Genomic DNA, 21,029 nt, shown 5'->3' on the forward strand with positions numbered 1-21,029 from the left:
CGGGGATCGCTGCGCGCTATTCGGCGCCCACGACGAGCAGGAGGTCGCCGCCCTGGACCTGCTCGACGCCGCTCACGACGACGCGCGCGACCTTGCCAGCGACGGGGCTCGTGATCGAGGCCTCCATCTTCATGGCCTCGATCGTCGCGACGGAATCGCCGGCCTGGATGACGTCGCCCTCCCTGGCCGTGACCGTGACGGCGCCAGCGAACGGGGCGGCGACGTGGCCCGGATTCGTCGCGTCGGCCTTCTCGGCCTGCTTGACGTTGCTCTGGACCGAGCGGTCGCGCACGGCGACGGGGCGGGACTGGCCGTTGAGCGTCGCGATGACCGTGCGCATGCCCTTCTCGTCCGGCTCGGAGACGGCCTCGAGCTGCGCGATGAGGCGCACGCCCTTCTCGAGCTCGATGACGTGCTCGTGGCCGCGCTGGAGGCCGTAGAGGTAGTCGCGCGTGTCGAGGACGGCGAGGTTGCCGTATGTGTCGCGCGTCGTCTGGTAGTCCTTCGTCGGCCCGGGGAAGAGCAGCCGGTTGAGCGTGCCCCGGCGGGTCGCCGAGTCGCCGCGCAGCGCCTGGGAGTCCTCGGCGCTCAGGGCCTCCTCGCGAAGCCTGACGGTGCGGCCCTGGAGCGCCTTCGAGCGGAAGGGCTCGGGCCAGCCGCCGGGCGGGTCGCCGAGCTCGCCGCCCAGGAAGCCGACGACGGAGTCCGGGATGTCGTACTTCTGCGGGTTCTCCTGGAAGTCCGCCGGATCCGCGTTGAGGCCCACAAGGTGCAGGGCGAGGTCGCCGACGACCTTCGAGGACGGCGTGACCTTGACGAGGCGGCCGAGGATGCGGTCGGCGGCCGTGTACATGTCCTCGATCGCCTCGAAGCGCTCGCCGAGGCCGAGGGCCATCGCCTGCTGGCGCAGGTTGGACAGCTGCCCGCCCGGGATCTCGTGCTGGTACACGCGGCCCGTGGGGCCCGGGAGCCCGGACTCGAACGGCGCGTACACGCGGCGCACGGCCTCCCAGTACGGCTCGAGGGCCCCGACGTTGGCGAGCGAGATGCCCGTATCGCGCGGGGTGTGGGCGAGGGCGGCGACGAGCGCGGACGCGCTCGGCTGGCTCGTCGTGCCCGCGAGGGCCGCGGAGGCGACGTCGACGGCGTCGACCCCAGCCTCGACGGCGGCGAGCAGCGTCGCGAGCTGGCCGCCCGCGGTGTCGTGCGTGTGCAGGTGGACCGGGAGGTCGAACCGCTCGCGCAGGGCCGAGACGAGCGTCGCCGCCGCGGCCGGGCGCAGGAGGCCGGCCATGTCCTTGATCGCTAGGATGTGCGCGCCGGCGTCGACGATCTTCTGGGCGAGCTCGAGGTAGTAGTCGAGCGTGTAGAGGTCCTCGTCCGGGTCGAGGAGGTCGCCCGTGTAGCACAGGGCCACCTCGGCCACGGCGGTGCCGGTCTCGCGGACGGCGCGGATGGCCGGGGCCATCTGGTTCACGTCGTTGAGCGCGTCGAAGATGCGGAAGATGTCGATGCCCGTCGCGGCCGCCTCGCGCACGAACGCGTCGGTGACCTCCTCCGGGTACGGGGTGTAGCCGACCGTGTTGCGGCCGCGCAGGAGCATCTGGAGGCACACGTTGGGGATCGCGGCGCGCAGCGACGCGAGGCGCTGCCACGGGTCCTCGCCGAGGAACCGCAGGGCGACGTCGTAGGTCGCTCCGCCCCAGGCCTCGACCGAGAGCAGCTGCGGCGTCAGGACCGAGACGGCCGGGCCCGCCGCCACGAGGTCGCGGGTGCGGACTCGGGTGGCCAGGAGCGACTGGTGTGCGTCGCGGAACGTCGTGTCCGTGACCGCGACGGCGTTCTGCTCGCGCAGCGCCTTGGCGAAGCCCTCGGGCCCGAGCTCGAGGAGCCGCTGCCGGGAGCCTGCCGGGGCGTCGGAGAGGTCGACGGCGGGCAGCTTGGCCCGGGGGTCGGCCTGGACCGTGGGCTCGCCGTTGGGCTTGTTGACGGTGACGTCCGCGAGCCACGTGAGCAGCTTCGTGCCGCGGTCGGCCGAGGAGCGGGCACGGAGCAGCTCGGGGCGCTCGTCGATGAACGAGGTCGCGACGTTGCCGGCGACGAAGTCGTCGTCGTCGAGCACGGCCTGCAGGAAGGGGATGTTGGTCGAGACGCCGCGGATGCGGAACTCGGCCAGGGCGCGGCGGGCGCGCTTGACCGCCGTCGCGTAGTCGCGGCCGCGGCACGTGAGCTTGACGAGCATCGAGTCGAAGTGCGGGCTGATCTCGGCGCCCTGGTAGACCGTGCCGCCGTCGAGGCGCACGCCGGCGCCGCCCGCGGAGCGGTAGCCGGTGATCTTCCCGACGTCGGGGCGGAAGCCGTTGGCCGGGTCCTCGGTCGTGATGCGGCACTGAAGCGCGGCGCCCTTGAGGTGGATCGACTCCTGCGTGAGGCCGAGGTCCGTGAGCGTCTCGCCCGAAGCGATGCGCAGCTGCGCCTGGACGAGGTCGACGTCGGTGACCTCCTCGGTCACGGTGTGCTCGACCTGGATGCGCGGGTTCATCTCGATGAACACGTGCTGGCCGGCGCGCTCGCCCACCGTGTCGACGAGGAACTCGACCGTGCCAGCGTTGACGTAGCCCAGGGCCTTGGCGAACTTGATGGCGTCGGCGTAGAGCGACTGGCGGATCGACTCGTCCAGCTGCGGCGCCGGCGCGATCTCGATGACCTTCTGGTGGCGGCGCTGGAGCGAGCAGTCGCGCTCGAAGAGGTGCACGACGTTGCCCTCGGCGTCGGCGAGCACCTGGACCTCGATGTGGCGGGGCCGCAGGACTGCCTGCTCGAGGAAGACGGTCGGGTCGCCGAACGCGGCGTCGGCCTCGCGCATCGCCGCGCTCAGGGCGTCCGGAAGCGCCTCCCGGGTGTCGACGCGTCGCATGCCGCGCCCGCCGCCGCCGGCGACGGCCTTGACGAAGATCGGGAAGCCGATCGCGTCGGCCTCGGCCAGGAGCCCGTCGATGTCCGAGCTCGGCGCGCTCGACTTCAGGACCGGGATGCCGGCCTTCTTCGCGGCCGCGAGGGCGTGCACCTTGTGGCCTGCGAGCTCGAGGACTTCGGCGGGCGGGCCCACGAACGTGATGCCCGCCGCGGCCGCGGCGCGCGCGAGCTCGGGGTTCTCGGAGAGGAAGCCGTAGCCGGGGTAGATGGCGTCGGCGCCGGCCTCCTTGGCGACGCGGACGATCTCATCGACGTCCAGGTAGGCACGTACGGGGTGGCCCTCCTCGCCGATGAGGTAGGCCTCGTCCGCCTTCTGGCGGTGGATCGAGTTGCGATCCTCGTGAGGGAAGACGGCAACGGTCTTGGCGCCGAGCTCGTAGCCGGCGCGGAACGCGCGGATTGCGATCTCTCCGCGGTTTGCGACCAGAATCTTGGAAAACATGGGGCTCCTGTTTCACGCAACGCAGGATGAACTAGGTGGTGCCTAGTGTGTATGGCCACAAAGTATCAGGACAATCACCTGTGGTCTGAATCACGAGATATGCGTCCACATGACGGGACGATAGGGGGTCAGCGTGCTGCGCTGCGCCGCGCCCGGAGCGCTCCCGGCTCCCACTAAGATGGTCGGAGTCGGCCAGCGGATAGGTAGTGGATTCTCCAGTGCAAACAGTCAGCATCAGCAGCCTCAAGGGCGGAGTCGGGAAGACCTCGGTGACCACCGGACTCGCCTCGGCGGCCCTCGCGGCCGGCATCCCAACCCTCGTGGTCGATCTGGACCCGCACGCTGACGCCTCCACCGCGCTCGGCGTGTCCCCCGACCGCCAGCTCGAGGTGGGCCGCATGCTCAAGGCCCCCCGCCGCGTGTTCCTCGAGGACAACGTCGTGCCGAGCCCCTGGGTGCGCAGGGCGGCAGCCCTCAGCGGCCACCAGAACCGCGTCCTCGACGTCGCCTACGGCGGCTCGCTCAGCAGCATCTACGACCGCCCGGACCTCGGCCGCCGCGACCTGCGCCGGCTCTCGGCCGTCCTCGACGGAATCGACGGCTACGGGCTCGTCCTCATCGACTGCCCGCCCTCGCTCAACGGCCTCACGCGCATGGCGTGGGCCGCGAGCAACGGCGTCCTGCTCGTCGCCGAGCCGGGCCTCTTCTCGGTGGCCGGCACCGAACGCACGATGCGGGCCATCAAGCTCTTCAAGGAGGAGTACGCCCCGCGGCTCGCTCCCGCCGGCATCGTCGCGAACCGTGTACGCCCGTCCTCGGCCGAGCACGGCTACCGGCTCGAGGAGATGCGGCAGATGTTCGGCCCGCTCCTGCTGTCCCCGCACCTGCCCGAGCTCGCGAACTGGCAGCAGATCCAGGGCGCCGCCCACGCCGTGCACCACTGGCCGGGCGAGGCCGCCCGCGGCACCGCCGCGCTCTACGACGAGCTGCTCGGCGCGGTGCTGCGCCAGGGGCGCGAGGTGCGGCCGCGCGTCGCAGCGCGCTGACGGCTGGTCAGGCGCGGTTCCGCGCCTGACGCGGACGACGACGAAGGGGAGCCTCCCGCGGGAGGCTCCCCTTCGTCGTCGTCCGCCTGAGAGGACCGTGGAAGGCCTGGCCGTCAGCCGATCTTGCGGGCCGCGCGGCGCTTGCTCAGCTCATCGCCCGGCATGGCCTGATCCGGGGCGTGCTCGCTCGGAAGCTCGGCGAGGCTGCCCTCGACCTCGCGCCACACGCGGCCGACGGCGATGCCGAAGACGCCTTGGCCGCCCTGGACGAGGTCGATGACCTCGTCGGCCGACGTGCACTCGTAGACCGACGCGCCGTCGCTCATGAGCGTGATCTGCGCGAGGTCCTCGACGCCGCGCTCGCGCAGGTGGCCGACGGCGATGCGGATCTGCTGGAGGGAGACGCCCGTGTCGAGCAGCCGCTTGACGACCTTGAGCACGAGGATGTCCCGGAAGCCGTAGAGGCGCTGGGAGCCGCTGCCCGCGGCGCCGCGCACCGTCGGCTCCACGAGGCCCGTGCGCGCCCAGTAGTCGAGCTGCCGATAGGTGATGCCGGCGGCCTTGCACGCCGTGGGCCCGCGGTAGCCTGCCTCGTCGTCGAGGGCCGGGAGGTCGTCGCTGAACAGGAGGCCCTGCGCGCCGACGGGAACCTCGGTTTCCCGGCCCGCGATGTGCCTGAGATCTCCGGAATCTCCCTTGGGACTCACAAAACCCTCCTTCGCCGCTCCCCTGGGGGGTTGCTTCACCGAGGGCGCGAACAGAAACGCAGCACTGTAATTACACAGCTGCACACACGTCCAGTGTCGCCGGTTGCCGTCGGGGATGCAATGGGAGCTTTCTGTACCGACGTTAGGGGTGGACCGGAGCGATTTCAAAGACCCACGCCGGGCAAACGGATCGTGTCGCAACCGTGACCTGGCTCCGGCGGGGTCGCCGGGGCCTCACTCGTCGAAGTCCTCCGGCTCCACGTCGGCGAGGAACTCGCGGAACCTGCGCAGCTCGCTCTCCTCCTCGACGCTCGGCGCGGCCTCCTCCGTGCCCTCCTCGCTGCCCTCCGCGAGCTGGACCCCGGCCTCCTCGAGGACCGCGTCGGCGCACCAGATGCGGCAGTTGACCCGGAGGGCCACCGCGAGGGCGTCCGAGGCGCGGGACTCGACGGTCGTGCCGTCATCGAAGCCGAGCTGGGCGTAGAACACGCTGTCCTCGACGGCGACGATGGTCGCGGACACGACCTGCCGGCCGAGGCCGTGGACCACGTTCACGAGCAGGTCGTGCGTGAGCGGACGCGGCGGCACGACGTGCTGCTGCGCGAGGGCTATCGCGCTCGCCTCGGCCGTGCCGATCCAGATCGGCAGGTGCCGTTCGCCGTGGGCCTCCTTGAGCAGCACGAGGGGTTGGTTGGACGGCAGCTCGATCCTCACCCCGACGACTTCTACCTCGATCATCAGCCATCCATCCTCGAGATGAGCCCGTGGACCAGGGCCCGGTGCAGGGTCAGGAACACCTCGCTGAGCTCGCGGGCCTCCTCGGCGGCGCGGGCCCTGGACGCCTCCCCACGGCGCGAGGCGGTGGGCGCGACGACGCGCTCGATCAGGCCGACCTCCCGCTCGGCCGAGGCCTGGAACGGGCGGAGGTGCCGGGGCTCGAGGCCGTGGGCTTCGAGCTGGACGCATGCCCGGGCGACTTGGAGGGCGTGCTCGTCGAAGCGTCCGTCGATCCTCTCGATGAGGCCGAAGCCGAGCATGGCCTCGACGAGCCGGGCGCTCGCCCCGGACTCGGCGAGCAGCTGCTCGTCGCCGAGCGAGCGGGGCCGCGTCGTGGCGAGCTGGGCCGAGAGCTCCTCGGACACGGCGCGCGGCGCGATGCTCGCACCGCCCGGCAGGCTGTCCGGCCGCTCGCCCCTGTCGACCGCGTCGAGGTAGTCCTTGATGACCTTGAGCGGGAGGTACTGGTCGCGCTGGAGGGCCAGGACGAAGCGGAGCCGCTCGACGTCCCCCTCGCTGTACTGGCGGTAGCCTGCGGGCGTCCGCTGGGGGCAGATGAGGCCCTTCTCCTCGAGGAAGCGGATCTTCGAGGCCGTCATCGACGGGAAGTCCTCGGCCAGCGTGGCCAGGACCTCTCCGATGTTCAGAGCCCCTGAACCCCTCCGCTCGGACTGCGCAGCTGCCATGAGCCGCCCCTATGAGGGGTGCCGCGCCGAGCTCTGTGCGGGGCTGAGGTAGAACGTGAGCCGGAATTTGCCGATCTGGACCTCCGCACCCGTGCGCAGCGCGACCTGGTCCACCCGGTCGTGGTTGACGTAGGTGCCGTTGAGGCTGCCCGCGTCCACGACCTCGAACCCGGTCCCGGCGCGGCGGAACTCTGCATGCCGGCGCGAGACCGTGACGTCGTCGAGGAAGATGTCGGCGTCCGGATGGCGGCCCGCCGTCGTGACGTCGGAGTCCAGGAGGAATCGGGCGCCCGCGTTGGGGCCACTGTGGGCGATGAGGAGCGCGGAGCCGAACGGGAGGGCCCTGACGGCCTCCCGTTCCTCGTGGCTGAGTGCAGGGGGCATCGGGGTCTCGGCCGCCACCGGGGGAAGGTGGATCGACGTCGTCTCCGATGCTGACTGCTGGCGCTGCGTGACCTCCTCGGCGCCGAGTTCACGGCGCTGGTCGCTCACCATCTGTTCCTCCTCAAACGTCCTTGGCTCCAGAAAACTACCCTACCTGCTGTTCGTACTGGGCGGCACTGAGCAGGCCGTCGGTGTCAGCGCCCTCCGCGAGCTGGACCTCGATGAGCCAGCCCTCGCCGTACGGGTCGGAGTTGACGAGAGCGGGGTCGGAGTCGAGGGCCTCGTTCCGGGCCACGACCTTGCCCGAGACGGGCGCGTAGATGTCGCTCACGCTCTTCGTGGACTCGACCTCGCCGACGACGGCGTCCGCCGTCACCTCGGTGCCGACCTCGGGCATCTGGACGTAGACGACGTCGCCGAGCGCGTCCTGCGCGAAGTCGGTGATCCCGATCCGCACGATGCCGTCGCCCGGCTCCGTCGAGACCCACTCATGCTCGGCCGTGTAGGACAGGTCCGCGGGGACGTTGCTCATGATGCTCGCCTTTCGTCGGGAACCCGGAGAAGACCGGGGGAGCGGCAGCCGGAAGTACCACTGGGACGAGGCCGTGGGGCCGCGTCGCTGAAAGTATAGGCACAGAATTTGCCCTGTTCAGGGGCTCATTCCATGCCTCTTCCTCTGGCACCATGGACGCGTGGCGACTGGGCCCGGCATGCCCGACGGCCCTCGCCACGGGCATCCAGCGATGCGGATGGAGGCGGCCATGCCCGAACTTCCAGAGGTCACGGCGCTCGCGGCGTTCCTCGACCGGCGGCTCGCCGGGGCGCGGGTCGAGAGCGTCTCCTTCGGCTCTGTCCACGCCCTCAAGACGGCGGACCCGCCCTACTCGGCGCTCATCGGCCGGACCGTCGAGTCAGTGGCGCGGCGCGGCAAGTTCGTCGTGGTCGACACGGTGCCAACCGATGGCCCCGCCGCCGACGACGGCGCGCCGCGCCTCGCCGTCGTCGTCCACCTCGCGCTCGGCGGCTGGGTGCGGCTCCTGGACCACCTCCCCACCGCCGCCTCGGCCCGCGGCAAGGGGTACATCGCCGCGCGCTTCGGATTCGTGCGCGGCGAGGGCGAGGCGCGCGAGGAGACTGGCCTGGACCTGACGGAGGCGGGGACGTGGAAGCGGCTCTCGGTGCACATCGTCCGAGCGCCCGAGGAGGTCCCCGGCATCGCGGCCCTCGGACCCGAGCCGCTCGCCGAGGGCTTCTCCCTCGAGGACTTCCGCGCCATCCTTGGTCACCGGCAGCAGATCAAGGGGCTCCTGCGGGACCAGAAGATCATCGCTGGGATCGGCAACGCCTACAGCGACGAGATCCTGCACGCGGCCAAGATCTCGCCCTTCGCCCTTGCGTCGACGCTCGACGACGACACGACCGCGCGCCTGTACGCGGCGATGCGCGAGGTGCTCGCGGAGGCGGTCGAGCACGCCGCTGGGCTTCCGCCGGAGGAGCTCAAGGACGAGAAGCGGGCATCGATGCGCGTGCACCGGCGCACGGGCGAGCCGTGCCCCGTGTGCGGGGACACGATCCTCGAGGTGTCCTTCGCCGACAGCGCGCTGCAATACTGCCCCACGTGCCAGACCGGGGGGAAGCCGCTCGCCGACCGCCGCACGTCGAAGTTCCTCAAGTAGCCGCGGCCTCTCCTGCCGGGCGGCGCCCCAGTGCCATGATGGCCGCATGAGCGAACAGGCAGAGGTTCAAGCCCAGAGGGGCAACTGGGGCGCCAGGATCGTCGTGGTTCTCGTGCTTGCCGTCACCGCGGTCCTCACCTATCTCGTGCTGGCGGCCGACCTGCCCCGATGGTGGGCCGAGACGGTGCGGAGCCAGATCGGCGGCCAGTCCGGGGCCGGCATCCCCTTGGGCATGTTCTACGGGTTCGTCTTCACCCTCGTGCCGCTGCTCGTCGCGTGGCAGGCCACGCACCGGCGCACGGCGTGGCCGATCAGGCTCGCGATCGTCCTCGTCGCGGTGGCCCTGGCCCTGCCCAATCTCCTGACCCTCGCCATCGTCACCGGCACCTCCGAGGGCGCGCACACCGCCCAGCGGATCCTCGGCACGGACGCCCCATGGTTCACGGTGTGGTCCGGGGCCGCTGCGATCGCGGGCGCCGTCGTGTTCCTCGTGCTGCTCCTCGCCTGGACGCTCTGGCGCCGCCGCGGGCGCCGGATCAAGGAGCTCAAGCAGCGCACCGAGCTCGCCCGCCTCGCGGCCGAGCAGTCCGAACGCGACCACGCCGAGGAGCTCAAGGAGGCTCAGCGGCAGAACGTCATCGCCCGCCGGATCGACGCGGACGAAGAGGAACGCCGGCACGATGCCGGATCTGATCAGGCCGCGGAGGCGCCGCCGGAGCCTCCGGCGGAGGAACGTCCACCTGGCCGTCACCGCCGCGACGAGGGGGCGCCCGAGGGCGACACCAGGTCCTGATCCATGGACCGGCATCCCGGAGCGCCGGCGAGGGCTCAGTCGAGCGGCTCGCCGTGGACGGGTCCCTCCGTGTTGGGCCTCCAGCCGAGATCCGGGGCGACGTGCTTCGCGAAGCTTTCGAGGATGTGCAGGTTGTACTCGACCCCGAGCTGATTCGGGATGGTCAGCATGACGGTGTCCGCGGCCATGACCGCCGAATCGGCCCTGAGCTGCTGGACGAGGTCGTCAGGCTCGGCCGCGTACGTCTTGCCGAACGTGGACTGGTAGCCGTCGATGACGCCGATCTGGTCCGCCTCCGAGCGCATCCCGAAGTACATCGCGTCCCGGCTCGTGGTGATCGGGAAGATGCTCCGGCTCACCGACACGCGCGGCGGCCGCGTGTGCCCCGCGGCCCGGTAGGCCTCGCGGTAGAGGTCGATCTGCTCGCGCTGGAGCTCGTGGAACGGCACGCCCGTGGCCTCAGTGAGGAGGGTCGAGCTCATGAGGTTCAGCCCCATCCGCCCGGCCCACTCGGCCGTGGGCCGCGAGCCGCTCCCCCACCAGAGCCGCTCACGCAGCCCGGGCGAGTGCGGCTCGACGCGCAGGAGCGTCCCCGCCGGGGCCTGCCGCGGGTCCGCGGGCGCGATGCCCTCGCCGTCGATGGCTTTGAGGAAGAGCCCGAAGTGCTCCCGCGCCAGGTCCGCGCCGCGGGGGTCAGCGGAGCCGGTGTAGCCGAAGGCCTCGTAGCCGCGCAGGGCCGGCTCGGGCGAGCCGCGGCTCACGCCGATGGCGATGCGGCCGGCGCTGATGATGTCGAGAGCCGCGAGCTCCTCGGCGAGGTAGAGAGGATTCTCGTAGCGCATGTCGATGACGCCGGTCCCGACCTCGATGCGCTTGGTCCGGGCAGCGATCGCGGACAGCAGCGGGACGGGCGCGGCCTGCTGCGGCGCGAAGTGGTGGACGCGGAAGTACGCGCCGTTCACGCCGAGCTCGTCGGCTCCGACGCCGAGGTCCACGGCCTGGCGGATCATGTCCGCCGCGCCGTGGGCCTCCGAGCCGCGCGAGCCGTAGTGGCCGAAGGAGAGGAATCCGAACGCTTTCACGTCAGGGATCAACTCGGGCCGGCTCGCGGGAATTCCAGCGGACCCCACGGAGCAGCCCATGGGGCGGCCCATGGGGCACAATGTGCAGCATGGGGCGGTGGACCGAGGAACGGGTGCTCCAGGCCGCGCCCGACCAGGCCTCGATCGCGGCCGCGCAGAAGCTCGCCCGCCCCGGGCCGTGGTCCGAGACGGGCAGCAACGACGTGCTCGTGTGGGGCAAATGCCAGGGCAGCGGCAAGACCCCGTACCAAGTGAGCATCGACCTCGCGGCTCCGGCGTACCGGTGCTCGTGCCCGAGCCGCAAGTTCCCGTGCAAGCACGCCCTCGCCCTGCTGCTGATGTGGGCGCGCGGCGAGGCCGCCGAGGTTCGGGGGCAGGCGGCCGACTTCGCCGAGGAGTGGGCAGCCACGCGTGCCGGCCGGGCCGAGCGCTCGGCCGCCAGGGGCCGGGGCGAGCCTGGCCAGCAGGCCGACCCGGCAGCGCAGGCCAAGCGGCTCGCCGCCCGGCTCGAGCTCATGGACGCCGGGATGGACGACTTCGCCCGATGGCTGACCGACCTCGCGCGGACCGGCCTCGCGGCCGCCCGCACGCAGCCCTACGCGTGGTGGGACGCGACGGCGGCCCGGCTCGTTGACGCCCAACTCCCTGGCCTCGCGGACCAGGTGCGCGCGATGGGCGCGGCGGTGCACGGCAGGGCGGACTGGGCCGACCACCTGCTGCTCCGGGCGGGCCGGTGGTGGGCCGTGACGCGAGCGTGGGCGATGCGGGAGGGACTCTCCCCTGAGGAGCTCGCCGACCTCCGCGCCCTGCTCGGCTGGGGGACTGCCTCGGCGGACATCCAGGGCACCGAGTCGCTTCCCGGCCCGTGGCTCGTCCTCGGCGCCCACCGCAGCGACGAGGGCCGCCTCCTCGAGCAGCGCACGTGGCTCCGCGGTCCGGACGGGACGGTCGTCGTCGTGCTCGACGTCGCGCCGCAGGGCCAAGCGCTCGCCGTGCCGCAGCTCGCGGGCGCGCTCCTCGACGTCGCCGTCGCCCGCTACCCGGGCAGCGCCCCACGGCGGGCGATGTTCGCGGGCGCGGTCAGGCCCCTCGGGCTGGCCCCCGACCTCGGGCCCGGCACGACCGTCGCCGAGGCGTTCGCGGCCGAGGCCGCCGCGGTCGGCCTCTCGCCGTGGCGCGACCGCCACCCCGTGCTGCTCGCCGGTGTCCGCGTCGTGCCGCCGGCCGAGGGCGAGCGCGGGGGCTGGGTGGCCGACTCGTCCGGGGACGCCCTCCCCCTCGCCGACGCGCCGCTCGCGTCGCTGCTCGCCCTGAGCGGCGGCCATCCCGTGGACATGTTCGGCGAGCTCGAGGAGGGCCGGGTGCGTCCACTCAGCCTCGCTGTCGGCGGGGTGGTGGTCACGCCATGACATGGTTCGAGGACCTGCGGACGACGGCGCTCGTGGGCACCGCTCGCTCCGCGCCGCCCGCCGTGCCCGCCGAGCTCGGGGTCCGGCCGCCCGAGGGCCCTGCCCCCGAGGAACTGCTCCTCGGCGAGGCGGCCCTCGCCGACGCGGCGTCCCGGGCTTCGCGCCGTCCGGGGTCCCCGGCCTCCGCCGCGCCCGATCCCGCACCGGACGACGACGGGCCGCAGGCCGCCGGGGAGGCCGCGCGCCTGCTCGACCTGCTGCTCTCCCAGCCGCCCGTCAGCCAGGGCCTGCAGGTGCGGCTCGTGGCCGACTGGCTGCGGCTCGCCGGGCAGGCGGGGCAGCGCGTCCCGCACCGCCTGCTCCCCGCGCTCCTGGACCTCGCCTCGGCCTCGGAGGACGTCGCCGGGCAGCTCGCCCCCGCCCTCGGAACGCGCGGCCGCTGGCTCCGCGCCGCCCTGGGCCTGGGCGACGGGGGCATGGCGACGCCCGCCGAGCCCCCGTCCGAGGACTGGGCCGAGCTCTCCCCCGCGGCCGCCACCGCGGAGCTCGAGCGGCTCCGCGCCACCGATCCGGCGGCCTCGCGCGAGCTGCTCCGGGCGCACTGGGACGGCCTGGGCGCCCGCGAGCGCGCCGCGCATCTGGCAGCCTTCACGGTGAACCTCGGGCCGGAGGACGAGCCCCTCCTCGAGGCCGCCCTCGACGACGGCGCCAAGGGCGTCCGCACGACCGCCGCCGGGCTGCTCGACCGCCTCCCGGGCAGCGCCCGCGCCGCCCGGATGGCCCAACGCCTCGAGCCCCTCCTGTCCGTGAAGGGCGTCCTGCGTCGGCGCCTCGAGATCGCCCTCCCGCCGGCCCCCGACGCCGCGGCCCTCCGGGACGGGATCGCGCCAGACCCGCGCACGGGAGAGCCCGACCGGCTCGCCCGCCTCGACGCGATCATCCGCGGTGCGCCGCTCGGGGTCTGGACCGGCGCCGCCGGAGGCGGCCCGCCCGCGGCCCTCGCGCTGCTCAAGGGCGAGGACAGGGCCATCGCCGCGATCCTCGCCACGGCGCTCGCGCGCAGGGACGCCGAGTGGGCGCCGGCCCTGCTGGCGGTCAGGCCGGATGCACGCCTCCTCGGCGTCCTCCCCGCCCGCGAGCGCGAGGCGCACGTCCTCGAGGCTCTCCGTCCCGAGGCCAGGCTGTTCGACCTCGTCACCCTGCTGCGCGCCCTGCCCGTCCCCTGGGGCCAGCCCGTCGCCGACGCCGTCCTCGGCCTCATCGCGACCGAGAAGGGCGCCCCGCTCGCGGCGATGCTCGCCGACGTCCTGCCCGCCGCCCTGCCGCCCGACGCCGTCGACCGCTGCCGCCACCTGCTCGAGAAGAGCGACGGCGACGCGGCCCGCCGCCGCGTGCTGCGCGACGTGGTCCAGTACCACTCCTTCAGACTGTCGCTCCAACAGTCGTTCCGACAATCGCTGACGGAGGCCTTCCGATGACCGACGCCCAGACTGAATCAATGGCCGTCAACCCCGGTACCTCGGGGATCCTGCGGGCGCACGCCGAGGACGAGTACGCGCACGAGCTCGCCGCGCTCGCCGCCGTCGACGATCGCCCGCGCCCGCCGAGCTGGCGGCTGTCCCCCTGGGCGGTCGCGACCTACATCCTCGGCGGCGAGCTGCCCGACGGGACGCCCATCAGCCCCAAGTACTTCGGCTCGGCGCGGCTCGTGGAGGTTGCTGTCGCGTCCCTTGCGACGGACCGGGCCCTGCTCCTGCTCGGCGTGCCCGGGACGGCCAAGACGTGGATGGGCGAGCACCTCGCCGCGGCCATCTCCGGCTCGTCCACCCTCGTGGTCCAGGGCACGGCCGGCACCCCGGAGGAGGCGCTGCGGTACGGCTGGAACTACGCGCGGCTGCTCGCCGAGGGCCCATCCCGCGCAGCCCTCGTCGCCGGGCCCGTCATGCGGGCGATGCAGGCGGGAAGCCTCGTGCGGATCGAGGAGCTGACCCGCATCCCCTCCGACGTGCAGGACTCCCTGATCACGATCCTGAGCGAGAAGACCCTGCCGATCCCCGAGCTCAACGAGGAGGTGCAGGCGCGCCGGGGCTTCAACGTCATCGCGACGGCGAACAGCCACGACAAGGGCGTCAACGAGCTCTCCTCGGCGCTGCGCCGCCGGTTCAACACCGTGGTCCTGCCGCTGCCGGACACGCTCGAGCAGGAGGTCGAGATCGTGCAGACCCGCGTGCGCAGCCTCGGCGCGGCTCTGGAGCTCCCCGCGGACCTCGCGGCGCTCTCGGAGATCCGCCGCGTCGTGACGGTCATGCGCGAGCTGCGCGCCGGCATGACGCAGGACGCCCGCACGACCATCAAGTCGCCGTCGGCCACCCTCTCGACGGCCGAGGCGATCTCGGTCATGACCAACGGCCTCGCACTCGCCGCGCACTTCGGCGACGGGAGGGTACGCGCCGAGGATGTCGCCGCGGGCCTCGTCGGCGCCGTCGTCAAGGACCCCGTGCAGGACCGCGTGGTCTGGCAGGAGTACCTCGAGACCGTGGTCCGCAACCGGCCCGACTGGAAGGACCTCTACCGGGCCTGCCGCGACCTCGACGGGGCTCGCTGAGCCGTGGCGGATCTCCACGCTGTCCACGTTCTGGGGGTCCGGCACCACGGGCCGGGCTCGGCGCGCTCGGTCGCCGAGGCGCTCGCGGCGCTGCGGCCGGAGCTGGTGCTCGTCGAGGGCCCGCCCGAGCTCGACGCCGTGCTCCCGCTCGCGGGCGAGGCGGACATGGTCCCGCCCGTCGCGGCGCTCATCTATGCGGCCGACGAGCCCCGGCTCGCGACGTTCTACCCACTCGCGGCGTTCTCTCCGGAGTGGGTCGCGATCCGGTGGGCGCGCTCGACCGGCACCCCCGTGCGCATGATCGACCTCGCGGCGGCGCACACCATCGGGCTGCGGCGCGGTGCGCCCCCGGACGGCGAAGGGCGGGGCCCCGAGGGCGACCGCGTGGGTCCGGGGCCTGAGGGCAGTGGGCCGGTTCCCGGCGGCGAGGAGCTCCCCCTACCGCCCCGACGCGATCGGGATGCTCGCCGACGCGGCGGGGTACGACGACCCCGAGCGCTGGTGGGAGGACGCCGTCGAGCATCGCGAGGCCGACCCCATCGAGCGCTTCGCGGCCATCACCGAGGCCATCGCGGAGATCCGCGCGGTGGACCCCCGGCCCGCGGACCACCCCGACGTCGCCGAGAACGCCCGGCGCGAGGCGGCGATGCGGAAGCTCCTGCGGGCGGCGGTGCGCGAGGGCCACGCGAGCATCGCCGTCGTCTGCGGCGCGTACCACGCGCCCGCGCTCGTGCCCGATTCCTCGGCGAGGCACTCGGCGTCGTCCGACAACGCGCTCCTCGCGGGCCTGCCGAAGGCGAAGGTCGCCGTCACGTGGGTGCCCTGGACGGCCGACCGGCTGAGCCTCACGAGCGGGTACGGCGCAGGCGTCGCGGCTCCCGGCTGGTACCAGCACCTCTTCGCGCACTGGACCGAGCGGGGCACGACGGCGGAGGTCGCCACGAGCTGGCTCGCGCGCGTCGCGCAGGCCCTGCGGGGACAGGGCCTCGACGCGCCGACGGCCTCGCTCGTCGAGGCCGCCCGGATGGCCGAGGCGCTCGCCGCGGTCCGCGGCCGGCCCAGCCCCGGCCTGGGCGAGCTCGACGACGCCGCCCAGGCCGTGCTGTGCGGCGGGTCGCCGCTCCCCCTGACGCTCGTGCACCGGGAACTCGTCGTCGGCCATGCGCTCGGCGCCGTCCCCGACGCCACCCCGACCGTCCCGCTCGCCGCCGACCTCGCCGCCGAGCAGCGGCGGCTCCGGCTGCGGCCCAGCGCGCTCGAGGAGGTCCTCACGCTGGACCTGCGGCGGCCCAACCAGCTGGCCCGCTCGGTGCTCCTCCACCGGCTCGCGCTGCTCGGCGTCCTCTGGGGCACTCCGGCCGAGGCGGGCCGCACGACCGGGACGTTCAAGGAGGCCTGGACCCTGCGCTGGGAGCCGGGCCTCGCCGTCGCGATCGTGGACGCGAGCCGCTACGGGACGACCCTCGCCTCGGCGGCCGCGGCCCGCGTCGCCGAGGCCGCGCAGGCCGCGGACGGCCTCGCCGAGCTCGGCGAGCTGCTCTCGGCCTGCCTCCTCGCCGACCTTCCGGAGGGTATCGGGCGGGTCGTGGCCGTGCTCGCCGAGCGGGCGGCCCTCGCGCAGGACATCCCCGACCTGCTCGCCTCGATCGCTCCGCTGGCCCGGACGTGCCGCTACGGCAACGTGCGCGGTGTCGACGTGGCCCAGGTCCGGAGAATCCTCGAGGCGACGGTCGTGCGGGCGTGCGTGGGCCTGCCGACAGCGTGCGCCGGGCTCGACGACGAGGCCGCGGCGGCGATGCGCCGCGCCGTCGACTCCGCCCAGCACGGCCTCGCCCTCCTGCCGGACCTCCCGCTCGACGACTGGCACCGCGCCCTCGCCGCCGTCGCCGGCTCGGACAGGATCCACGGCGCCGTGGCCGGACGCGCGACGCGGCTCCTGCTCGACGCGGGCCTCGTGGACCGGGACGACGTCGCGGACCGGCTCTCCCGGAGGCTCTCCGTCGCCTCGCCCGCGCCCGACGCCGCCGCGTGGCTCGACGGGCTCGTCTCCGGTGACGCGACGCTGCTCATCCACGACCGGCGGCTGCTGCAGATCGTGGACGGGTGGGTGGCCGGCGTCGGCGACGAGGTGTTCGACGACGTCCTGCCGCTCGTGCGCCGGACGTTCGCCGCGTTCTCGCGCCCCGAGCGGCGGGAGATCGGCGAGCGGGTGAGCGCGCTCGGCGGCCCGGACGCCGCGCGCGGCGAGTCCACGCCACTCGACCTCGCCGGCGCCGGGCCCGCGATCCGCACGATGGCCCGCTACCTCGGATGGGAGGCGAGCGCATGAGCGCGATCGGGAGAAGCGAGATCGCAGCAGGCGCAGCCGAGAACGGCGGCGCCGAGGCCGAGGGGGGTCAGCCGCGGGACCGGCTGTCCCGCTGGCGGCTCGTGCTCGGCGGGCACGACGCCGACGGCGTCACGACGGAGGAGGGGACCGCCGTCGTCCTCTCCGCCGAGGACGCCAGAAGGGACAGGGCCCTCGAGGAGCTGTACGACCCTGCGCCCAGGGGTCCGGGAGGGCTCGGCTCCTCGAGCCCGCGCGTGGCCCGCTGGCTCGGGGACATCCGCGGCTACTTCCCCTCGGGCGTCGTCCAGGTGATGCAGGCGGACGCGATGGACAGGCTCGGCCTGCGCCAGATGCTCCTCGAGCCGGAGATGCTGCGCACGGTCCAGCCGGACATCGGGCTCGTGAGCACGCTCATCGGCCTCGGGCGCGTCATCCCGGCGCATTCGCGCGAGGCCGCACGCGCCGTCGTGCGCCAGGTGACGCGCGAGCTCGAGGAGCGCCTGCGCGCCCGGACCGTCCAAGCGGTGACCGGGGCGCTCAACCGCGCGGCGCGGACCCGCCGGCCGCGGCACCGGGACATCGACTGGAACCGGACCATCGCGGCGAACCTCAGGCACTACCAGCCCGAGTACCGCACGGTCGTGCCCGAGCGGCTCGTCGGGTACGCGCGGCGGACCACCGAGGTGCAGCGGGAGATCATCCTGTGCATCGACCAGTCGGGCTCGATGGCCGAGTCGGTCGTGTACTCGAGCGTCTTCGGGGCAGTGCTCAGCTCGCTGCGCTCGGTGCGGACGCGGCTCGTCGTGTTCGACACCGAGGTCGTCGACCTGACGGAGGAGATGGACGACCCCGTCGACGTGCTCTTCGGGGTCCAGCTCGGCGGCGGGACGGACATCAACCGGGCGCTGGCCTACTGCCAGGAGCGCATCACGAGGCCCACCGAGACCGTCATGGTGCTCATCAGCGACCTCTACGAGGGCGGGATCGCCGAGGAGATGCTGCGGCGGGCGGCGTCGATCGTCGGCTCCGGTGCCACGCTCATCGCGCTGCTCGCGCTGAGCGACAGCGGGCACCCGTCCTACGACGCGGACCACGCCGCGGCCCTCGCGGGCATCGGCGTCCCCTCGTTCGCCTGCACGCCGGACCTCTTCCCCGAGCTCATGGCCGCGGCCATCGAGCGCCGCGACATCGGGGCGTGGGCGGCGTCCCGCGGGATCGCGACGACGCACGGCGAGGGCGGCGATTGATTCACAGACGACGGCGCGCGGCCAGGCGCGCAGACAGGAGGCACACCGTGGGCAGGACCACGATGAAGGCAGCCGTCATCGACAGCTACGGCCCGCCGGACGTCGTCCGGATCGCCGAGGTGCCCCGCCCGGAGCCGAAGCGGGGCCAGGTCCTCGTCCGCGTCGTCGCGACGGCCGTGACCGCGGGCGACGCCCGCATCCGCGGAGCCCGCTTCCCGCGCGGCTTCGCACCCCTCGCGCGGCTCGCGCTCGGCCTGAGGCGTCCGCGCCGCCCGATCCTCGGGGTGGTCCTCTCCGGCGTGGTCGAGGCGGCCGGTCCCGGCGCGCACCGCTTCCGCCCGGGAGACGAGGTCTGCGGAATGACCGGGGCCGCCCTCGGCGCGCACGCGGAGTTCGCCGCCGTCTCCGAGCGGCGCCTCGCGCCCAAGCCCGGCGGGGTCTCGCACGCCGACGCGGCCGCCGCACTGTTCGGCGGGACCACGGCGCTGCACTTCCTCCGCGACCGCGCCGCCCTCACGCCGGGCAGGACGGTCCTGGTCAACGGCGCGTCCGGGGCCGTGGGGACGAGTGCCGTCCAGCTCGCGAAGCATCTGGGCGCGCACGTGACCGCGGTGACGAGCGCGCGGAACGCGGAGCTCGTCGTCGGCCTCGGGGCGGACAGGGTCATCGACTACACGAGTACGCCGCTCGAGCAGCTCGGCGAGCGGTTCGACGTCGTCCTCGACGCCGTCGGCAACCTGCCCCGGGCCTCGGGGATGCGGCTCCTCACCGAGCGGGGCGTGCTGCTCCTCGTCGTCGCGGACCTGTGGGACATGGTGCGCGCCCGCGGCCGGGTCAAGGCTGGGAGGCCGGCGCCCGAGCGGGCCGAGGACATCGAGTACCTCCTCGGGCTCGTGGCCTCCGGCGTGCTCCGGCCAGTAGTCCGGGAACTCGGCGGACTCGGGGCGATCGTGGACGCCTACCGGCTCGTCGACTCGGGGCACAAGGTCGGGAACCTCATCGTGGACGTCGCGCCGTCGGGCACCTGAGCCGGCCGGCCGAGGGTCCGCCATGCGTGGACACGACAAAGCCCCGGCGGGACACACGGTCCCACCGGGGCTTGTTCGTCGGGCTGACAGGATTTGAACCTGCGACCCCTTGACCCCCAGTCAAGTGCGCTACCAAGCTGCGCTACAGCCCGAACATGCTCGCCCGTTCTCGCTTTCGCGCCCGTTCAAGCAACCGCTTCAGCTTAGCCGAACAGCCGGATCTGCGCCAATCGAGCCGAGCCCTGCGTGGCGCCTTGACGGGGCTATTTCTTCTTGCCCCGGCGCTCGCGCACGCGCATGCCGATCTCGATCGGCGTGCCCTCGAAGCCGAACGTCTCGCGCAGCCGGCGGGTGATGAAGCGGCGGTAGCCCGGGTCCAGGAACCCCGTCGTGAACAGGACGAACTTCGGCGGGCGGCTCTGGGCCTGCGTGCCGAAGAGGATGCGCGGCTGCTTGCCGCCCCGGACGGGGTGCGGGTGCGCCGCGACGAGCTCGCCGAGGAACGCGTTGAGCCTTCCCGTCGGGATGCGGGTGTCCCAGCCCTCGAGCGCCTTGTCGAGCGCCGGGACGAGGCGGTCCTTGTGCCAGCCCGTCTTGGCCGAGATGTTCACGCGCGGCGCCCAGTCGACGTGCGCAAGGTCCTTCTCGACCTCGCGCTCGAGCCAGCGGCGCCGCTCGTCGTCCATGAGGTCCCACTTGTTGAACGCGAGCACGAGCGCGCGCCCCGACTCGATCGCGAGGTTGAGGATGCGCACGTCCTGCTCGGAGAGCACCTCGTCCGCGCCGAGGAGCACGACGGCGACCTCCGCCTTCTCTAGCGCGGCCTGCGTGCGCAGGGACGCGTAGTAGTCGGCGCCCTGCGCCATGTGCTGGCGACGGCGGATGCCGGCCGTGTCGACGAACCGCCACGTGCGCCCGCCAAGCTCGATGTACTCGTCGACGGGATCGCGGGTCGTGCCCGCGAGCTCGTTCACGACGGCGCGCTCGGAGCCCGCGAGCCGGTTCAGGAGCGAGGACTTGCCCACGTTCGGGCGGCCGATGAGCGCGATGCGGCGCGGGCCGCCGGAGCGCTCGACGCCGGCGATCGCCGAGAACTCGGGCAGCACCTCGAGCGCGGCGTCGAGCAGGTCCGCGACCCCGCGCCCGTGGAGCGCGGAGACGGGCCAGGGCTGGCCGAAGCCGAGGCCCCACAGCACGGCGGCGTCGGCCTCCTGCGCGAAGTCGTCGACCTTGTTGGCCACGAGCAGGACGGGCTTCTTGGCCTTGCGCAGCATGCGCACGACGGCCTCGTCGGTCGCCGTCGCGCCCACGGCGGAGTCGACGACGAACAGCACGGCGTCGGCCATGCTCACCGCGATCTCGGCCTGCTCGGCGACCGAGGCGTGGATGCCCTTCGCGTCGCGCTCCCACCCGCCGGTGTCCACGAGCGTGAACTTCCGCCCGTTCCACTCGGCCGGGTACGAGACGCGGTCGCGCGTGACGCCCGGGACGTCCTCGACGACGGCCTCGCGGCGGCCGAGGATGCGGTTCACGAGCGTGGACTTGCCGACGTTCGGCCTCCCAATGATGGCCAGGACCGGGTCCATGCGCGTGGGCGCGTCCGGGTCCCAGTCCTCGTCGAGGCCCTCGAGGAGCCGGGCGTCCTCCTCGTCGAGCTCGTAGTCGTCGAGCCCCGCCCGCAGGGCGGCGGCGCGCTGGTCCGCCTCCTCGTCGTCCATCGCGGCGAGGTGCTCGGCGACCTGGTCGCTGCCCTCGGGCGTGTACTCCTCGTTCCCGGCAGCCGTCGTTCCGGTGTCCAGGGAATCGGTCATGTTCTTCTCCTTGAATAAAGTCTGTGCGACG

17 protein-coding genes, 1 tRNA gene and 1 pseudogene are annotated in these 21,029 nt (G+C 73.3%); 10 read left to right on the plus strand and 9 right to left on the minus strand.

Going from position 1 to position 21,029, the window contains the following annotated elements; genetic code table 11:
* Window positions 1-16: 16 nt before the first annotated feature.
* Window positions 17-3,418, minus strand: a complete 3,402-nt coding sequence (locus tag BV907_RS09830; protein ID WP_077489550.1) for a pyruvate carboxylase — start codon at window positions 3,416-3,418, stop codon at window positions 17-19.
* A gap of 218 nt (window positions 3,419-3,636) precedes the next feature.
* Between BV907_RS09830 and BV907_RS09835 the strand changes: the two genes are divergently transcribed.
* On the plus strand, window positions 3,637-4,464 hold the full coding sequence (locus BV907_RS09835) for a ParA family protein (protein ID WP_077489551.1): 828 nt from the start codon (window positions 3,637-3,639) through the stop codon (window positions 4,462-4,464).
* Between the two features lie 113 nt (window positions 4,465-4,577).
* On the opposite strand, the gene BV907_RS09840 is transcribed toward BV907_RS09835, so the two are convergent.
* The 5 genes from BV907_RS09840 to gcvH form a co-directional block, all read right to left on the minus strand.
* Window positions 4,578-5,171, minus strand: a complete 594-nt coding sequence (locus BV907_RS09840) for a MerR family transcriptional regulator (RefSeq protein ID WP_077489552.1) — start codon at window positions 5,169-5,171, stop codon at window positions 4,578-4,580.
* A gap of 234 nt (window positions 5,172-5,405) precedes the next feature.
* Complete coding sequence (locus BV907_RS09845) at window positions 5,406-5,909, minus strand: bifunctional nuclease family protein (protein WP_077489553.1); 504 nt, start codon at window positions 5,907-5,909, stop codon at window positions 5,406-5,408.
* Complete coding sequence (gene ftsR, locus BV907_RS09850; RefSeq protein ID WP_077489554.1) at window positions 5,909-6,634, minus strand: transcriptional regulator FtsR; 726 nt, start codon at window positions 6,632-6,634, stop codon at window positions 5,909-5,911. Before ftsR ends, BV907_RS09845 begins: the two co-directional genes overlap by 1 nt.
* Before the next feature lie 9 nt (window positions 6,635-6,643).
* Window positions 6,644-7,129, minus strand: coding sequence for an FHA domain-containing protein (locus BV907_RS09855; protein WP_077489555.1), 486 nt, complete (start codon window positions 7,127-7,129; stop codon window positions 6,644-6,646).
* Window positions 7,130-7,163: 34 nt separating this feature from the next.
* On the minus strand, window positions 7,164-7,550 hold the full coding sequence (gcvH, locus tag BV907_RS09860) for a glycine cleavage system protein GcvH (RefSeq protein ID WP_077489556.1): 387 nt from the start codon (window positions 7,548-7,550) through the stop codon (window positions 7,164-7,166).
* Window positions 7,551-7,779: 229 nt separating this feature from the next.
* On the opposite strand from gcvH, the gene BV907_RS09865 reads away from it, so the two are divergent.
* Both BV907_RS09865 and BV907_RS09870 read left to right on the plus strand, forming a co-directional pair.
* On the plus strand, window positions 7,780-8,694 hold the full coding sequence (locus BV907_RS09865; RefSeq protein WP_077489557.1) for an Fpg/Nei family DNA glycosylase: 915 nt from the start codon (window positions 7,780-7,782) through the stop codon (window positions 8,692-8,694).
* 46 nt (window positions 8,695-8,740) lie between these two features.
* Window positions 8,741-9,487, plus strand: a complete 747-nt coding sequence (locus BV907_RS09870) for a hypothetical protein (protein WP_139346696.1) — start codon at window positions 8,741-8,743, stop codon at window positions 9,485-9,487.
* A gap of 35 nt (window positions 9,488-9,522) precedes the next feature.
* On the opposite strand, the gene BV907_RS09875 is transcribed toward BV907_RS09870, so the two are convergent.
* A complete protein-coding gene (locus BV907_RS09875; RefSeq protein ID WP_077489559.1) occupies window positions 9,523-10,569 on the minus strand; it encodes an LLM class flavin-dependent oxidoreductase in 1,047 nt (348 codons plus the stop codon).
* Between the two features lie 89 nt (window positions 10,570-10,658).
* On the opposite strand from BV907_RS09875, the gene BV907_RS09880 reads away from it, so the two are divergent.
* The 7 genes and pseudogenes from BV907_RS09880 to BV907_RS09905 all read left to right on the plus strand — a co-directional run bounded on the left by BV907_RS09880 (window position 10,659) and on the right by BV907_RS09905 (window position 19,187).
* Window positions 10,659-11,978: an SWIM zinc finger family protein gene (locus tag BV907_RS09880; RefSeq protein WP_077489560.1), complete on the plus strand. Its 1,320-nt coding sequence runs from the start codon at window positions 10,659-10,661 to the stop codon at window positions 11,976-11,978.
* The gene (locus tag BV907_RS09885; RefSeq protein ID WP_077489561.1) at window positions 11,975-13,456 is read left to right on the plus strand and encodes a DUF5691 domain-containing protein; all 1,482 of its coding nucleotides are present in this window, start codon (window positions 11,975-11,977) and stop codon (window positions 13,454-13,456) included. Before BV907_RS09880 ends, BV907_RS09885 begins: the two co-directional genes overlap by 4 nt.
* A 20-nt stretch (window positions 13,457-13,476) precedes the next feature.
* Window positions 13,477-14,583, plus strand: coding sequence for an ATP-binding protein (locus BV907_RS09890; protein ID WP_077489562.1), 1,107 nt, complete (start codon window positions 13,477-13,479; stop codon window positions 14,581-14,583).
* Window positions 14,584-14,688: 105 nt separating this feature from the next.
* Window positions 14,689-14,883 (plus strand): annotated as a pseudogene (locus tag BV907_RS19585) (DUF5682 family protein); the annotation flags it as partial.
* A 106-nt stretch (window positions 14,884-14,989) separates the two neighbouring features.
* Window positions 14,990-16,912, plus strand: coding sequence for a DUF5682 family protein (locus BV907_RS09895; protein ID WP_281250859.1), 1,923 nt, complete (start codon window positions 14,990-14,992; stop codon window positions 16,910-16,912).
* The gene (locus BV907_RS09900) at window positions 16,909-18,159 is read left to right on the plus strand and encodes a VWA domain-containing protein (RefSeq protein WP_077489563.1); all 1,251 of its coding nucleotides are present in this window, start codon (window positions 16,909-16,911) and stop codon (window positions 18,157-18,159) included. The genes BV907_RS09895 and BV907_RS09900 overlap by 4 nt, the downstream gene beginning before the upstream one ends.
* A 47-nt stretch (window positions 18,160-18,206) precedes the next feature.
* Window positions 18,207-19,187 (plus strand): NAD(P)-dependent alcohol dehydrogenase, encoded by a 981-nt coding sequence (locus BV907_RS09905; protein WP_217697911.1) that lies wholly within the window; start codon window positions 18,207-18,209, stop codon window positions 19,185-19,187.
* A 78-nt stretch (window positions 19,188-19,265) separates the two neighbouring features.
* Here BV907_RS09905 and BV907_RS09910 read toward each other — a convergent pair.
* Both BV907_RS09910 and der read right to left on the minus strand, forming a co-directional pair.
* Window positions 19,266-19,339, minus strand: a tRNA-Pro gene (locus tag BV907_RS09910).
* A 111-nt stretch (window positions 19,340-19,450) separates the two neighbouring features.
* On the minus strand, window positions 19,451-20,998 hold the full coding sequence (gene der / locus BV907_RS09915; RefSeq protein ID WP_077489564.1) for a ribosome biogenesis GTPase Der: 1,548 nt from the start codon (window positions 20,996-20,998) through the stop codon (window positions 19,451-19,453).
* Window positions 20,999-21,029 lie beyond the last annotated feature (31 nt).

The sequence above is a fragment of the Sinomonas mesophila genome, assembly GCF_001999765.1.
In the GTDB taxonomy this organism is placed as follows: Bacteria; Actinomycetota; Actinomycetes; order Actinomycetales; family Micrococcaceae; genus Sinomonas; species Sinomonas mesophila.

Bases quoted from the DNA above. Each gene is read 5' to 3' on its own strand.
- BV907_RS09830 (WP_077489550.1), bottom strand. From the start codon at position 3,418: ATGTTTTCCAAGATTCTGGTCGCAAACCGCGGAGAGATCGCAATCCGC.
- BV907_RS09845 (WP_077489553.1), bottom strand. From the start codon at position 5,909: ATGATCGAGGTAGAAGTCGTCGGGGTGAGGATCGAGCTGCCGTCCAAC.
- ftsR (WP_077489554.1), bottom strand. From the start codon at position 6,634: ATGGCAGCTGCGCAGTCCGAGCGGAGGGGTTCAGGGGCTCTGAACATC.
- BV907_RS09855 (WP_077489555.1), bottom strand. From the start codon at position 7,129: ATGGTGAGCGACCAGCGCCGTGAACTCGGCGCCGAGGAGGTCACGCAG.
- gcvH (WP_077489556.1), bottom strand. From the start codon at position 7,550: ATGAGCAACGTCCCCGCGGACCTGTCCTACACGGCCGAGCATGAGTGG.
- BV907_RS09865 (WP_077489557.1), top strand. From the start codon at position 7,780: ATGCCCGAACTTCCAGAGGTCACGGCGCTCGCGGCGTTCCTCGACCGG.
- BV907_RS09870 (WP_139346696.1), top strand. From the start codon at position 8,741: ATGAGCGAACAGGCAGAGGTTCAAGCCCAGAGGGGCAACTGGGGCGCC.
- BV907_RS09880 (WP_077489560.1), top strand. From the start codon at position 10,659: ATGGGGCGGTGGACCGAGGAACGGGTGCTCCAGGCCGCGCCCGACCAG.
- BV907_RS09885 (WP_077489561.1), top strand. From the start codon at position 11,975: ATGACATGGTTCGAGGACCTGCGGACGACGGCGCTCGTGGGCACCGCT.
- BV907_RS09890 (WP_077489562.1), top strand. From the start codon at position 13,477: ATGGCCGTCAACCCCGGTACCTCGGGGATCCTGCGGGCGCACGCCGAG.
- BV907_RS09900 (WP_077489563.1), top strand. From the start codon at position 16,909: ATGAGCGCGATCGGGAGAAGCGAGATCGCAGCAGGCGCAGCCGAGAAC.
- der (WP_077489564.1), bottom strand. From the start codon at position 20,998: ATGACCGATTCCCTGGACACCGGAACGACGGCTGCCGGGAACGAGGAG.